At 50.5% G+C, this 14,529-nt stretch carries 12 protein-coding genes, 1 tRNA gene and 1 other RNA gene; 8 read left to right on the forward strand and 6 right to left on the reverse strand.

From position 1 onward, the window contains the following. The first annotated feature begins 192 nt into the window (after positions 1 to 192). The 5 genes from putP to phoH all read left to right on the forward strand — a co-directional run bounded on the left by putP (position 193) and on the right by phoH (position 6,566). Positions 193 to 1,701 carry a sodium/proline symporter PutP gene (gene putP, locus BM373_RS02765; RefSeq protein ID WP_090459168.1) on the forward strand — a complete coding sequence of 503 codons (1,509 nt, stop codon included), beginning with the start codon at positions 193 to 195 and terminating at the stop codon, positions 1,699 to 1,701. Between the two features lie 229 nt (positions 1,702 to 1,930). Beyond that, complete coding sequence (gene efeU, locus BM373_RS02770; RefSeq protein WP_090459170.1) at positions 1,931 to 2,764, forward strand: iron uptake transporter permease EfeU; 834 nt, start codon at positions 1,931 to 1,933, stop codon at positions 2,762 to 2,764. A 55-nt stretch (positions 2,765 to 2,819) separates the two neighbouring features. Continuing rightward, on the forward strand, positions 2,820 to 3,947 hold the full coding sequence (gene efeO / locus BM373_RS02775) for an iron uptake system protein EfeO (RefSeq protein WP_090459173.1): 1,128 nt from the start codon (positions 2,820 to 2,822) through the stop codon (positions 3,945 to 3,947). 4 nt (positions 3,948 to 3,951) lie between these two features. Further along, positions 3,952 to 5,235: an iron uptake transporter deferrochelatase/peroxidase subunit gene (gene efeB, locus BM373_RS02780; RefSeq protein ID WP_090459176.1), complete on the forward strand. Its 1,284-nt coding sequence runs from the start codon at positions 3,952 to 3,954 to the stop codon at positions 5,233 to 5,235. 542 nt (positions 5,236 to 5,777) lie between these two features. Beyond that, the gene (gene phoH / locus BM373_RS02785; protein WP_177220114.1) at positions 5,778 to 6,566 is read left to right on the forward strand and encodes a phosphate starvation-inducible protein PhoH; all 789 of its coding nucleotides are present in this window, start codon (positions 5,778 to 5,780) and stop codon (positions 6,564 to 6,566) included. A 70-nt stretch (positions 6,567 to 6,636) separates the two neighbouring features. On the opposite strand, the gene BM373_RS02790 is transcribed toward phoH, so the two are convergent. The 3 genes from BM373_RS02790 to BM373_RS02800 form a co-directional block, all read right to left on the reverse strand. After that, on the reverse strand, positions 6,637 to 8,049 hold the full coding sequence (locus BM373_RS02790; RefSeq protein ID WP_090459181.1) for a sucrose-6-phosphate hydrolase: 1,413 nt from the start codon (positions 8,047 to 8,049) through the stop codon (positions 6,637 to 6,639). Positions 8,050 to 8,119: 70 nt separating this feature from the next. Continuing rightward, positions 8,120 to 9,535 carry a PTS transporter subunit EIIC gene (locus BM373_RS02795; RefSeq protein WP_090459184.1) on the reverse strand — a complete coding sequence of 472 codons (1,416 nt, stop codon included), beginning with the start codon at positions 9,533 to 9,535 and terminating at the stop codon, positions 8,120 to 8,122. Beyond that, positions 9,522 to 11,183 carry a glycoside hydrolase family 13 protein gene (locus BM373_RS02800; protein WP_090459186.1) on the reverse strand — a complete coding sequence of 554 codons (1,662 nt, stop codon included), beginning with the start codon at positions 11,181 to 11,183 and terminating at the stop codon, positions 9,522 to 9,524. Before BM373_RS02800 ends, BM373_RS02795 begins: the two co-directional genes overlap by 14 nt. Before the next feature lie 232 nt (positions 11,184 to 11,415). Between BM373_RS02800 and BM373_RS02805 the strand changes: the two genes are divergently transcribed. Beyond that, entirely contained in the window at positions 11,416 to 12,345 is a 930-nt protein-coding gene (locus BM373_RS02805) for a LysR family transcriptional regulator (RefSeq protein WP_090459189.1), read from the forward strand. A 71-nt stretch (positions 12,346 to 12,416) separates the two neighbouring features. Here BM373_RS02805 and BM373_RS02810 read toward each other — a convergent pair. Continuing rightward, positions 12,417 to 12,551, reverse strand: a non-coding RNA gene (locus tag BM373_RS02810) — RtT sRNA. Positions 12,552 to 12,764: 213 nt separating this feature from the next. Then, positions 12,765 to 12,852: transfer RNA gene (locus BM373_RS02815), tRNA-Ser, on the reverse strand. Between the two features lie 301 nt (positions 12,853 to 13,153). On the opposite strand from BM373_RS02815, the gene BM373_RS02820 reads away from it, so the two are divergent. Both BM373_RS02820 and BM373_RS02825 read left to right on the forward strand, forming a co-directional pair. Then, positions 13,154 to 13,486 carry an EmrE family multidrug efflux SMR transporter gene (locus BM373_RS02820; RefSeq protein ID WP_090459191.1) on the forward strand — a complete coding sequence of 111 codons (333 nt, stop codon included), beginning with the start codon at positions 13,154 to 13,156 and terminating at the stop codon, positions 13,484 to 13,486. 333 nt (positions 13,487 to 13,819) lie between these two features. Then, complete coding sequence (locus tag BM373_RS02825) at positions 13,820 to 14,299, forward strand: transposase (RefSeq protein ID WP_371261076.1); 480 nt, start codon at positions 13,820 to 13,822, stop codon at positions 14,297 to 14,299. Here BM373_RS02825 and BM373_RS21640 read toward each other — a convergent pair. Continuing rightward, a partial coding sequence (locus BM373_RS21640; protein ID WP_218159460.1) for a hypothetical protein occupies positions 14,291 to 14,529 on the reverse strand: 239 nt, incomplete at its 5' end. The genes BM373_RS02825 and BM373_RS21640 overlap by 9 nt on opposite strands.

The following is a 14,529-nucleotide window of genomic DNA, read 5'->3' on the forward strand; positions in this document are numbered from 1 at the left end:
CGAGTGCAACCTCCAGGAAAACATGCAGAAATCAGGGATGAATTTGATGTAAATGCTGTGTTAAATCGATTGTGGTTCAGCAACGCTTGCGGCAGGATACGGTCGCCCCATAAAGAGTGACGCTTTTCCCCGTTCCGGAAAGGGCGCACGCGGCAAGTATTTTTGCCGATAAATAATTCTGGAGATCTTTGAATGGCAATTAGCACACCAATGATGGTGACGTTTTTAATTTATATTTTTGGCATGATCCTGATAGGTTTTGTCGCGTGGCGTTCGACGAAAAACTTTGACGATTATATTCTTGGCGGGCGCAGCCTGGGTCCCTTTGTGACCGCGCTGTCGGCAGGGGCTTCTGATATGAGCGGCTGGCTGCTGATGGGGCTGCCTGGCGCGATTTTCATCTCCGGGATTTCTGAAAGCTGGATTGCCATCGGCCTGACGCTGGGCGCATGGATCAACTGGAAGCTGGTCGCGGGCCGTCTGCGTGTACATACCGAGTACAACAATAACGCGCTGACGTTACCGGATTATTTCACCGGGCGTTTTGAAGATAAAAGCCGCCTGTTGCGCATTATTTCCGCGCTGGTGATCCTGCTGTTCTTTACCATCTACTGTGCCTCCGGCATCGTTGCCGGTGCGCGTCTGTTTGAAAGCACCTTTGGCATGAGCTACGAAACCGCACTCTGGGCGGGGGCGGCAGCCACCATCGCTTATACCTTTATCGGCGGCTTTTTGGCCGTGAGCTGGACGGATACGGTGCAGGCGAGCCTGATGATTTTCGCCCTGATCCTGACGCCGGTGATGGTGATTATTTCGGTTGGCGGGTTTGGTGATTCGCTGGAAGTGATCAAGCTAAAAAGCATCGAAAACGTGGATATGCTGAAAGGGCTGAACTTCGTTGCCATCGTGTCGCTGATGGGCTGGGGGCTGGGCTACTTTGGTCAGCCGCATATTCTGGCGCGTTTTATGGCGGCGGATTCCCACCACACCATCGTCCATGCGCGTCGTATCAGCATGACCTGGATGATCCTCTGTCTTGCAGGTGCGGTGGCAGTCGGCTTCTTCGGCATTGCGTACTTCAATAACAACCCGGCAGAGGCGGGCGCGGTGAACCAGAACGCCGAGCGCGTGTTTATCGAACTGGCGCAAATCCTGTTTAACCCGTGGATCGCCGGGATTTTACTGTCGGCAATTCTGGCGGCGGTGATGTCCACCCTGAGCTGTCAGTTGCTGGTGTGCTCCAGCGCGATCACCGAAGATTTGTATAAGGCGTTTCTGCGTAAAGGCGCAAGTCAGACGGAACTGGTCTGGGTTGGGCGTGTGATGGTGCTGGTGGTCGCGCTGGTGGCGATTGCGCTGGCGGCAAATCCGGAAAACCGTGTGCTTGGTCTGGTGAGCTATGCTTGGGCAGGCTTCGGCGCAGCGTTTGGCCCGGTGGTCCTGTTCTCCGTGCTGTGGTCGCGGATGACCCGCAATGGCGCGCTGGCCGGGATGATTATCGGTGCGGTAACCGTGATCGTCTGGAAGCATTATGCACTGCTTGGCCTGTATGAAATCATTCCGGGCTTTATTTTCGGCAGCATCGGTATTGTGGTCTTCAGCCTGCTGGGTAAAGCGCCGTCAGCGGCGATGCAGCAGCGTTTTGCTGATGCTGATGCGCATTACAACAACAAATCTGAAACGGCGTTAGAAGCGAAATAACCTTCGCTGATCCACGTTTCACTCTGACTCACGGCGGGGCAACCCGCCGTTTTATTGTCCAGCCATCTCGCACCTGCTTTTCCTTACCCCGCTAACCGTTTACATCCTGTGATTATTCGAATCAGATTTTCCTTGTGTTTCGTCTCGTCGTAATGATAATCACTATCATTCTATTTTTACGTTTCTTTGCATCCGTTGACAGCGATTAACATTTAAGGGTTTTTTACGCATGTTTGTGCCATTTCTCATTATGTTACGTGAAGGACTTGAGGCAGCGCTGATTGTCAGCCTGATCGCCAGCTACCTGAAACGCACCCGGCGCGGGCGCTGGCTGGGCGTGATGTGGATCGGGGTATTTCTCGCCGCCGCGCTTTGCCTCGGACTGGGCATTCTGATCAACGAAACCACCGGTGAATTCCCGCAAAAAGAGCAGGAGCTGTTCGAAGGTATCGTCGCGGTCATCGCGGTGGTGATCCTGACGTGGATGGTGTTCTGGATGCGTAAAGTCTCGCGCAACGTGAAGGTGCAACTGGAGCAGGCGGTGGATAACGCTCTGCAAAAAGGCAATCACCACGGCTGGGCGCTGATCGGCATGGTGTTTTTCGCTGTCGCGCGTGAAGGGCTGGAATCGGTGTTCTTCCTGCTGGCGGCGTTTCAGCAGGATGTGGGCATCTGGCCGCCAGTGGGGGCAATGGCAGGCCTCGCCACGGCGGTCGTGCTGGGCTTTCTGATTTACTGGGGCGGCGTGCGTCTGAACATGGCGGCCTTTTTCAAATGGACCAGCCTGTTTATTTTACTGGTTGCAGCAGGCCTTGCCGCCGGTGCGATCCGCGCTTTCCATGAAGCGGGCCTGTGGAACTATTTCCAGAACGTGGCGTTTGATATGAGCAATACCCTCAGCACGCACACCCTGCTGGGTACGCTGCTGGAGGGGATTTTCGGCTATCAGGAAACGCCAAGCGTCAGCGAAGTGGCGGTGTGGTTTATCTATTTGATCCCGGCGCTGGTGCTGTTCGCGCTGCCGCCGCGTTCGGGCGTTCAGCCATCGCGCATGACGCCTTAGCATTGACGGGAAATTTGTCTTTCTTAGTTACAACATACTCATTAAAGGGAAGGTCATGGCCATACAATATCGTCGTACTGCTTTGCAGGCTGGTATCGCAGCCTTATTCTCCTGCGCGATGAGCGCCGGGGCTGCGGATATTCCTCAGGTTAAAGTCACCGTGACAGACAAACAGTGTGAACCGATGACCGTCACGGTCAACGCCGGTAAAACCCAGTTTGTGATCCTCAACCACAGCCAGAAAGCGCTGGAGTGGGAGATCCTCAAAGGCGTAATGGTGGTGGAAGAGCGCGAGAACATCGCCCCTGGTTTTAGTCAAAAACTGACCGCCAACTTGCAGCCAGGTGAATATGACATGACCTGTGGCCTGCTGACCAACCCGAAAGGCAAGCTGATCGTCAAAGGCGATGCGACGGGCGATGCCGCGCAGGGCAACGCTCTCTTAAGCCTGACCGGACCCATTACCGATTATAAAGCTTATGTCACCAAAGAGATGGAAGGGCTGGTTTCCGGCACCAAAGCCTTTACCGACGCGGTGAAAGCGGGCGATATCGAAAAAGCCAAATCGCTATACGCGCCGACGCGCCAGCACTACGAGCGCATTGAGCCGATTGCTGAACTCTTCTCCGATCTCGACGGCAGCATTGACGCCCGCGAAGATGATTATGAGCAGAAAGCGGCCGATCCGAAATTCACCGGTTTCCACCGCCTGGAGAAAGCGCTGTTTGGCGACAACTCCACCAAAGGCATGGAACAGTACGCCGCACAGCTCAACACCGATGTGCTGGAACTGCAAAAACGCATCAGCGAGCTGGCTTTCCCGCCGTCTAAAGTGGTGGGTGGCGCGGCGGGCCTGATTGAAGAAGTCGCCGCCAGCAAAATCAGCGGCGAAGAAGATCGCTACAGCCACACCGATCTGTGGGACTTCCAGGCTAACGTTGACGGCGCGCAAAAGATCGTGGATTTACTGCGTCCGCAACTGCAAAAGAACAACAGCGAGTTACTGGCGAAAGTGGATGCCAACTTTAAAAAGGTCGATACCATTCTGGCGAAATATCGCACTAAAGAGGGCTTCGAAACCTATGACAAGCTGACCGACGCTGACCGTAATGCGCTTAAAGGGCCGATTACTACCCTGGCAGAAGATCTGGCGCAACTGCGTGGCGTGCTCGGTCTGGACTAGATGAATGAAAAAAGATGAAGAATACGGCGTGAGTGAACCCTCGCGTCGTCGTTTGCTGAAAAGTATTGGCGCGCTGGGAGGCGCGCTGGCGCTCACCGGGGGCTGCCCGGTCGCGCATGCGGCAAAACCGGTCAGTGCACCGGGGACCGTTTCACCTGACGCGCGAATGGAAAAGCAGCCGTTTTACGGTCCTCATCAGGCGGGCGTGCTGACGCCGCAACAGGCGTCAATGATGCTGGTGGCGTTCGATGTGCTGGCCAGCGATAAAGCCGAACTGGAGCGTCTTTTCCGTCTGCTCACGCAGCGCATTGCGTTTCTGACCGCGGGCGGCCCCGCGCCGGACACGCCTAATCCGCGTATGCCGCCAATGGATTCCGGCATCCTGGGGGAATTCATTGCCCCGGATAATCTCACCATTACCGTTTCGCTCGGCAAATCGCTGTTTGATGAGCGCTTTGGTTTAAGCGCCCATGCGCCAGTAAAACTCGAAAAGATGACGCGCTTTCCAAATGATTCGCTGGACGCGGCGCTTTGTCATGGCGACGTGCTGTTGCAGATCTGCGCCAACACTGGCGATACGGTGATCCATGCGCTGCGCGACATCATCAAGTACACGCCCGATCTGCTCAGCGTGCGCTGGAAGCGCGAAGGGTTTATCTCCGATCACGCCGCGCGCAGCAAAGGCAAAGAGACGCCGATCAATCTGCTTGGCTTCAAAGATGGCACCGGCAACCCGGACAGCCGCGATGATAAGCTGATGCAGGAGGTGGTCTGGGTCAGTGCCGATCAGAATGAACCGGCGTGGACCCGTGGCGGCAGCTATCAGGCAGTGCGCATCATTCAGTTTCACGTTGAGTTCTGGGATCGCACGCCGCTGAAAGAGCAGCAGACGATTTTCGGGCGCAACAAGCACAGCGGTGCGCCGCTGGGGATGCTGAAAGAGCACGACGTGCCGGATTATGCCAGCGACCCGGATGGCGATGTGATCGCTCTCGACAGCCATATCCGGCTGGCGAATCCGCGCACGCCGCAGACGCAGTCCAGCCTGATGATGCGTCGTGGCTACAGCTATTCGCTGGGCGTCACCAACGCCGGGCAGCTGGATATGGGATTGCTGTTTGTCTGTTATCAGCACGATCTGGAAAAGGGTTTTCTGACGGTGCAAAAACGGCTCAACGGCGAGGCGCTGGAGGAGTACATCAAGCCCATCGGCGGCGGTTATTTCTTTGTTTTACCGGGCGTGGTGGACGAAAAACACTACCTCGCGCAATCCCTGCTTGAAGCCTGAATCGTCACACTCTGCCGGCAACGGCAGGGTGTACGCGCCTGATGTATTTGCTCACACTTTTTCGCGCTTTTAACCATCATTTTTTTGTATGGGCAAGCCCTTGTTATATTTCTGTAATATAAATGTCAGAAACTTCCCTAAGTAAAAGGGTGAGGTATTGCGTTACTTTTTCGTAAATATGATGTTGCATTTTTGATAATTTTTGTTGTAATTAAAGCAGCAGTCGTAGTTCCCGGCAGTGATGAGTTTCACAATGGAGATCGCGAATGGTAACGTCCTGTACTGGACAACGCATTGAAACATCCCGCAAAGCCCGGTGCGGTAACTCTTCTACCGCCAGCGATTTCCTCGCCGTTAAATTTTCCTCCTCCCCAACAATTCTTGTGTATACCGATGCAGCAGATGACATTGGCGGTCGTTTTGTTGCGTCATTTTGTCAGGCAAGTCATGGCTTACAAGGAAGCCAAACCTCAGACGTTCGTGCGCATAATCGCGTCGACAGTGACGCGTGTGATGTAAACCAACAACTCAAGGTGCGATCCATGGGAAGACAAAAAGCAGTGATCAAAGCTCGTCGTGAAGCAAAACGTGTGCTGAGACGGGATTCACGCAGTCACAAACAACGTGAAGAAGAGTCGGTCACCTCGCTTGTGCAGATGAGTGGCGTAGAAGCAATTGGCATGGCGCGGGACAGCCGGGATACCTCTCCAGTCGCAGCGCGTAACGAAGCTCAGGCGCACTACCTGAATGCAATTGAGAGTAAACAGCTTATCTTTGCAACCGGTGAAGCCGGATGCGGTAAGACCTGGATCAGCGCAGCGAAAGCGGCGGAGGCTCTGATCCATAAGGACGTGGAGAGGATCATAGTCACCCGACCGGTCCTGCAAGCCGACGAAGATCTCGGCTTCTTGCCCGGTGATATCTCGGAGAAGTTCGCTCCCTATTTCCGGCCCGTCTATGACGTGCTGTTGAAACGGCTGGGCGCGTCCTTTATGCAATACTGCCTGCGACCAGAGATCGGTAAGGTGGAAATCGCGCCGTTCGCCTATATGCGCGGACGTACATTTGAAAATGCGGTCGTCATTCTTGACGAGGCTCAGAACGTGACCGCTGCGCAAATGAAGATGTTTTTGACTCGCCTCGGGGAGAACGTGACCGTCATCGTAAATGGTGACATCACCCAGTGCGATCTGCCGTCGGGCGTCCAGTCCGGCCTGAGCGATGCGCTGGCACGTTTTGAGGAAGATGAGATGATTGGTGTTGTACGCTTTACCAAAGATGACTGCGTGCGTTCGGCTCTTTGCCAGCGCACGCTGCAAGCGTACTATTGAACGTAATAAACATGATGACAAAGCCCGGGAAACCGGGCTTTGGTTTTATTCACCGGGCGTTCAGGCAAGATTATTCAACGGGGCAGGCACGCAGTGACCAGTAGCGGGCGCGCAGAGGGTTATCTCCGCTAAAAGTGAGCAGCGCTGGCTGCGTCGGGAAATAGCGACTGCTCATCACTCCTTCGCCATCGTTTATAAAAATCTCCACGCTGGAATGATCGCAAAGTATGTGAAGTCCGCGTACCGCGCCTGTCCAGTAGCGAACTAGCCATTCACCGGTATGCAGACTACGCCGGGCAAGCCGTAGCTGGTCCTGCTGCCATTCCAGAATCAGCGTGTCGGCAAAGTTCAACGTTATTCCGCCACTGCTCTCCACCCTAAGTTCAAGACGTTGTGCAGATAACCACGGTGCGGCGTTTGCACTCCCTTCATACGTCTGCATGTCGCCCCGCAGTGCCTGTAATTCCACAATCGGCTGCTGATAAAGTTTTCCATTACGTGAGGAAAGTTCACGCAGGCAGGTCATCTGGTGGAGCCAGCCATAACCAATTGTAGGCTGACTCATCTCTTCGCCATCCGGGACGCCCATCCAGCCGACCAGTAACCGTCTTCCGTCTGCCGTCAGGGTTGTCTGAGGCGCATAAAATTCAAAACCGGCATCCAGCTCATGCAGCGGGCCGTGCTGGAAAGTGAGCGTTTGCTCGTCAAACTTGCCGCTAAGGTAGGCGCTGGAATAAGTATTAAGGAAGCGCTGCGGTTCCTGTGGCAGGCCCTGCGGGCAGCAGAGTAAATAAGTATGATGGCCAAGCGTAAATAAATCCGGGCATTCCCACATATAGCCCGCGGCTCCCAGGCCGCCAGTATCGCTGCCCGCTATCTCGCCCATGTTCTCCCACTCCCTGAGATCCGCTGAACGAAATAACAAAACCTTTCCCCGTCGCCCAAGATCCTGGGCACCTAACACCATGTACCAGTGTTGTCCGCAACGCCACAATTTAGGATCGCGCACATGACCGGTATAGCCTTCCGGCAGGGCGATAACCGGGCCCTGCTTTTCGAACCGGCCCTCCGCATTTTGCACGGCAAGGCACTGGAAGGCGGTACGCGTACCCTCATCAAATTTCACATTACCGGTATAGCAGAGCGTTAACCGGCCATGATCGTCTATTGCGCTGCCTGAATAACAGCCGTTTCGGTCATAGTCGGAATCCGGCATCAGCGCCAGAGGCTCATGTTGCCAGTGGAGCAAATCCTCTGAACTCCAGTGGCCCCAGCATTTATGTTGATGCTGGCAACTCAGCGGATTCCATTGATAAAACAAATGGTACCGGCCATTAAAATGAATAAATCCGTTCGGATCGTTCATTAACCCCGTGACCGGGGCCAGATGCCAGCCAGGATAGTGCGCATCCTGTTGCGCTTTGGGTTGCCCCCGCATAACCGCTAACAAAATAGCGGGCAACGATATTTGTGAATTTATCATTCAGAATCCGCGTGTCATTAATCCAGATTGCCCACTAAAAGGGAGTTTGCGGTACCGTTCGCTGTCGTGATTATTCGAGCTTCTTGTATTTGCCGATAATAAAACAAAGCGTAAAGGTGGCAATCAGTGAAATAGTGGTAGCCACAAAGAAATTAACCATATCAACAGGCTTTATTGATAAAAATCCAATATAACCTGCCGGGCCGGGGGCGATATTAATAATATGTTTATGGATAGAATAAGCGCATCCCAGTGCCGATCCGATCATCGCACACAGGAAAGGGAAGCGTAGTTTAAGGTTAACCCCAAACATCGCCGGTTCACTGATGCCGAGGAAAGCGGAGACGCCTGATGATAATGCCATGCCTTTGAGTTTTTTATCACGCGTCAGGAGCATCACACTTAACGCGGCACCGCCATGAGCGACGTTATTACAGGCGGCCAGGGCCAGCAATAACGATCCTCCGGCGGCGATCATCTGGATATCGACAGGCAACAGGCTGTGATGTAATCCGGTCATATTAACCAGTGAAAGCACAAAACCATATAAGCCACCGCCAATCACACCCGTAAATTCAAATAACCAAATCAGGCCATGCGCTAAACTGTCTCCCGCCGCGCGTAACGCGCCGCCCACGACAGAGAACACCAGGAAAGCAGTGATGAAAACGGATAAAAGGGGCGTCAGGATGCTGTCCAGAATCTCAGGGATCACTTTTCTTATTTGCGTTTCCAGAGTAGCCAAAATCCATGATGCCGCCAGAACAGGGAAAATCGTTCCCTGATAGCCCACCTTTTCAATATGTAATGCCTGAATGGACCAGAAGGGGACATTATGGCTGAGTAAAGCTTCTCCGTAGGAATACGCATTTAATAATGCGGGATGAACCATAATCATCCCCACGACGGCACCCAGATAAGGATTGCCACCAAAGGATGCAGTGGCAGAAAATCCGATGAGTATGGGTAAGAAAATATACGCCGCGCTTGAGAAGGTGTTAACCATATCAGCGAGTCCGGTTATCGCGGGAAAATGCTGAACTAACGATTCATCCTGATAAAAAATACCCTGTGCCGTGAGAATATTATTTATACCTAACAGCAAACCTGCCGCCACCAGTGCCGGAATAATAGGCACAAAAACATCTGAAATGGCTTTAATTAGCCGCTGGAAGAGATTTAATTTCTGTAACGATGCTTTCTTTACATCGCCAGTCGTGCTGGTGGCGAGTCCTGTCACCCTGATAAACTCTTTATAAACCTGATTTACTGTACCTGTGCCTATAATTATCTGGTATTGCCCGGCATTGCTGAACTGACCTTTTACCAGAGGTAATTGGGTGATCTCCTCTGTGTTAACAATAGACTCATCTTTCAGTACCAGGCGCAGTCGCGTTGCACAGTGAGAAGCCTCGATAATGTTTTCCTTACCTCCCAGAAAAGAAACTAATGCCTGAGTTGTTTTAAGTACGTCATGACTGGACATCGTTTACTCCATTATATTTGATTTTATAAATAATGGCTTCATAAGGGCGTAGCGTTAAACGGGAAACGTCGCCCTCTGGTTTTTTATAGTTACTTAACAGGCAAGAGCATTCGTGAATGTTATTGTCTGTAAGAGAGAACTGTGTAGTGACATTATGAAAATTACAAATGATTAATAAAGATTCATCGGTGCCATTTCGGTAGTAGGCAAAAATATCCGGGTCATCTTCATATATCAGTTCATACTCGCCGGTAATAAATAACGGCTCCGTTTTTCGTAAGGCGATCAATTTTTGATAGTGATAAAAGACAGAGTTTTTGTCGTCCAGGCACTGCTGAACATTAATAAATGGATAGTTTTCATTGAGTTTCATCCATGGTATTCCGGCGGTGAAACCCGCGTTAGGCGAGGCATCCCATTGCACAGGGGTTCGCGCGTTGTCACGCGCTTTCAAATATAATGCGTGATCAAGCGCTGCTTCATCAAAGCCAGACGCCAGGCGTTCGCGAATAATTCCTTTTGTTTCAACATCAATATAATCTTTACGCGTGCGAGGTCTGAAATTTGTCATTCCAATTTCTTCCCCCTGATAGATATAGGGGGTGCCCTTCATGCCGTGGAGCAATGTCGCCAGCATTTTAGCACTTGCAATGCGGCAGTCAGCGTCATTCCCCCAGCGGGACACAATGCGCGGTAAGTCATGGTTATTCCAGAATAAACTATTCCAGCCATTAACTTGCAGTGCACGTTGCCAGCGGCTCATCACATCTTTAAGTTCGTACAGGTCAAGGGGTTTGATGTCCCAGCGACTTTTACCCGCAATTTTGTCCAGTTGCATATGTTCAAACTGAAAAATCATATCCAGTTCTTTACGTCGCGGATCGCAATAAAGGCTGGCGTTATCCACCGTAGCCCCCCACGTTTCACCAACGGTGACAATATCCTTACCGTCCAGCACGTTCTGGTGCATTTCCTGTAAATAGGCATGCAACTGCGGACCATTTTCTTTAATTTCCAGATCGGGTATTTTTCCTATAAGATCAATAACATCTAATCTGAATCCTTTCACCCCTTTGTTGATCCAGAAATTCATCATTGCCCATATTTCTTTTCTGACTTCAGGGTTTTCCCAGTTTAAGTCGGGCTGTTGTTTACTATAAAAGTGAAGGTAATACTGTCCGGTTGTCTCATCATACTCCCAGGCAGAACCACCAAAGTTAGAACTCAAATCGTTAGGCGCACCATTATTAACACCATCCCGCCAGATATAATAATTACGATATTTATTATGACGTGATTTTTTGGCTTCCTGAAACCAGTAATGCTGATCTGACGTGTGATTAACAACGATATCAAGCATTATGGCGATTTGTCTCTTGTTTGCCTCGGCGAGCAATTCATCAAAATCACTCATCGAACCGAAAACGGGAGAGATGGAGTAATAATCGCTAATATCATAACCATTATCTATAAAAGGCGACGTGTTTATTGGGGATAACCAGATAATGTCGGTGCCTAGCATTTTAATGTAATCCAGTTTCTGGATTATCCCCCGAATATCACCCACGCCATCAGCATCAGAGTCATAAAAGCTCTTAGGATAAATTTGATAGATAACGCTTTCTGACCACCATTTATTGGGTTTCATGTATACCACCGGCACTCTTAAATTAAAACTATCTTTCTGGTTGCACGCTAAAGTCCTGTTAGCGGCTAAACTAATCACTGTATGAATAGTTATTTGGCGATCTGTCCCTGTTGATATAGCGGTAAAAGACAGATGAGGGGATCTGCTGCGTACATTATCGAATGTTGGGCATTGCTGGAAATTGATTTTCTGCCTTACGATATAGGCAAAACCTATATCATTGGGGAGAATTGTGACCGTGGATAAAATTCTTGCGCAGTTCATCGAAGTCGCTTTGCTTAAAAATGTGAGTCATGCAGCAAAAAAATTGCATCTGAGCCAGCCCACACTGACGCAAAACATGAAAAAACTGGAGGCAAGGCTGGGCATACCGTTGTTTGAACGGACGGCCAGCGGAGTGACAACGACGGAGTATGGCGATCTGCTGCTTGAACAGGCGCAGATGATGCAGCGCATTTACAGCAATACCCTGATAAAACTGGAATCCTTTAAGGAAAGGCAAACGCATAATTTACGCATCGGCACCGGCCATGCCTGGTGGCATCTGTTTGTTAGCGACTGTTTTAACCGCTACCGAATGCTCCATCCGGAAGTAAACATTCATATCGACCTGGGAAATCATCTCCGGCTTATCGATCTCCTGTTAAGTGGGGATATCGATTTATTTATCGGTCATGAAATCCACGGGCTTAACCCACGAGTCGGGATTCATTTTCATCCCCTTTTCACCGTTACGGACAGCATGTTCGCGCGAGACGGGCATCCGTTATGCGGGCAGAAGGTGACGCCGGAAGCACTACTGGATTTCCCTCACCTGAAGTTAACACCGGATGAGAAACGCTACCGGCAAATTGTCGAGGATGTACAGCAACAGAAATTGAGCAGAAACCGGCTGCATCTGACAGAGCAGGTGGTCTGGTCGACCAACTCGTTAGTCTCGGCAATTGATATGCTGAATCATTCGGACGCCGTGCTGCAGTCATACCCGGCATGTATGGCGGATTATTTTGCCGCTCACCACATCATCCCGTTAAAAGGCACACAACAAGGACAGAAAAATATCGTGGGCGTATATATTTTACGCGAGAAAATAGATGCCCCTCACGTAATACAAGTGCAAAAAATGATGCTTCAGCAGCTTGAAAATAAAAATATCATTTAAATTATTGGTGAATGTATTAATAGCACAGATGCAAAAAAGCCCGCATTTTCATGCGGGCTCTTCTCTAAATATGGCGGTGAGGGGGGATTGACTCGCTTCGCTCGCCCTGCGGGCAGCTTCCTCGCAGGCTCGTCAGCTGTCCAAATGCGCGGGCGCATTTGTCGAACCCCGGTCGGGGCTTCTCATCCCCCCTGAGCGCAGATGCAAAAAGAGCCCGCATTTTCATGCGGGCTCTTCTTTAAATATGGCGGTGAGGGGGGGATTGACTCGCTTCGCTCGCCCTGCGGGCAGCTTCCTCGCAGGCTCGTCAGCTGTCCAAATGCGCGGGCGCATTTGTCGAACCCCGGTCGGGGCTTCTCATCCCCCCTGAGCGCAGATGCAAAAAAGCCCGCATTTTCAAGCAGGCTCTTCTTTAAATATGGCGGTGAGGGGGGGATTCGAACCCCCGATACGTTGCCGTATACACACTTTCCAGGCGTGCTCCTTCAGCCACTCGGACACCTCACCATATTGTTTTGCTGCCGTCCCGTAGGGGGCAACGGGGCGCTACTATAGGGAGTTGAGCTAAAACGGTCAAGCAGATTTTATGCGTCCTTGCGCGTTCGGTTACGCAATGAACAATCAGCAGAGCACGGACCGCTCCCTCTCCCCTGGGGAGAGGGCTGGGGTGAGGGGATAAGCCCGCTATCCACACCTGCCTTTGACCTTATCGTCAGAAAAATGCATTCTGAACTGTCATTTATTCGTCGTGAAGCTAACTTATTATGACCATGAAAAATAATAAGTTATGCGTATTCAGGGGAGAGCTATGAATCCATATATCTATTTAGGTGCCGCGATCGTCGCTGAAGTCGTCGGTACAACGGTGATGAAATACTCGGAAGGGTTTACCCGGCTGTGGCCTTCCGTCGTGACTATCGTGTGTTACTGCGCGGCGTTTTATCTGCTCTCCCAGACGCTTTCCCATATTCCCACCGGGGTGGCCTACGCTATCTGGTCGGGAGCGGGAATTGTGCTGATTAGCCTTGCGGCCTGGCTTTTAAGCGGGCAAAAACTGGATCTTCCCGCCATTGTGGGTATGACGCTGATCTGCGCCGGCGTACTGGTGATTAATCTCTGGTCGAAGAGTTCGGCGCATTAAAAAGTGTAATTTTGCCGGTATTTTTATACGGGCTTTTGTCTATAGAAAACCTCCAGCGAGACTGGAGGTTTCGGAAAGCTTTCAACTTTGAGCCAGTTATCAAAACCCCTGTTGATTTGTTAAAACACCGTGCAGTCCGGCAACTGCAAAGGCTAAACAAAAAATCAATAAGAGTTTCCAATGCGGGATGAAAAGAGCTTAGCGCATATCCGATGGAACGGTAATATCGCATCGTTTTTGGCCAAAATACCTCAGGAAAGCGTTCCACGGTGAAAAACACAGAGCAACAGGCATCAAACTCTATTACGCTAAAAATAAAGAGTATTACAGAAAATGTTAAAGATTGATTGCGAAGGAATGACGTCAATGAGTAGAAAGCGCTTTACAGATGAACAAATTACAGAATTTCTTCGGCAAGCTAAAGATGGCGTGCCTAATAAAAAACTGTGCGAAAAATATGGGTTTAGTGTTAGCACACTTCGTCGCTGGAAAGAGTTACATGATAATGTCGTTAGAAATCAACTAGAAAAAATGGAATCTACGGCTGCAATAGTCTATCTGGGTATTATCATCGCGAGTTTGTTGCTGACGATTTTTTCGCATAAGGCCGCTGGTGTGCTATTCACATTGCTCATGCCGGGTCATTGTATTTATTATATTGTTCGTTATCGTAAGGTGTCTGGAAAATTTATATCAAGTGATAATGTTTTTCTTTCCCGGTCAGGGCGTGGAGCAAATAATGTATTTTATAGATTGAGTTGGGTGTTTGTTTTTATAATTCTTTCCTCCATTGTATATGCTATTTTAACTTAACTGATAATTTGTCATCACGCTATGTATATGATAAGGAATCATAGTGCTGATGTTTTTTTGATTTGACAATAAATAATAATTGTACTGAAAAATAAGTGTGATGATTTTGTCAAACCCCGGTCGGGGCTTCTCATCCCCCCTGAGCGCAGATGCAAAAAAGCCCGCATTTTCATGCGGGCTCTTCTCTAAATATGGCGGTGAGGAGGGGATTGACTCGCTTCGCTCGCCCT

The sequence above is a fragment of the Enterobacter sp. kpr-6 genome, from assembly GCF_900116015.1.
Lineage (GTDB): Bacteria > Pseudomonadota > Gammaproteobacteria > Enterobacterales > Enterobacteriaceae > Enterobacter_D.

Coding starts and splice junctions, on each gene's coding strand:
- putP (WP_090459168.1), top strand. CDS start 193: ATGGCAATTAGCACACCAATGATGGTGACGTTTTTAATTTATATTTTT.
- efeU (WP_090459170.1), top strand. CDS start 1,931: ATGTTTGTGCCATTTCTCATTATGTTACGTGAAGGACTTGAGGCAGCG.
- efeO (WP_090459173.1), top strand. CDS start 2,820: ATGGCCATACAATATCGTCGTACTGCTTTGCAGGCTGGTATCGCAGCC.
- efeB (WP_090459176.1), top strand. CDS start 3,952: ATGAAAAAAGATGAAGAATACGGCGTGAGTGAACCCTCGCGTCGTCGT.
- phoH (WP_177220114.1), top strand. CDS start 5,778: ATGGGAAGACAAAAAGCAGTGATCAAAGCTCGTCGTGAAGCAAAACGT.
- BM373_RS02790 (WP_090459181.1), bottom strand. CDS start 8,049: ATGATAAATTCACAAATATCGTTGCCCGCTATTTTGTTAGCGGTTATG.
- BM373_RS02795 (WP_090459184.1), bottom strand. CDS start 9,535: ATGTCCAGTCATGACGTACTTAAAACAACTCAGGCATTAGTTTCTTTT.
- BM373_RS02800 (WP_090459186.1), bottom strand. CDS start 11,183: ATGAAACCCAATAAATGGTGGTCAGAAAGCGTTATCTATCAAATTTAT.
- BM373_RS02820 (WP_090459191.1), top strand. CDS start 13,154: ATGAATCCATATATCTATTTAGGTGCCGCGATCGTCGCTGAAGTCGTC.
- BM373_RS02825 (WP_371261076.1), top strand. CDS start 13,820: ATGTTAAAGATTGATTGCGAAGGAATGACGTCAATGAGTAGAAAGCGC.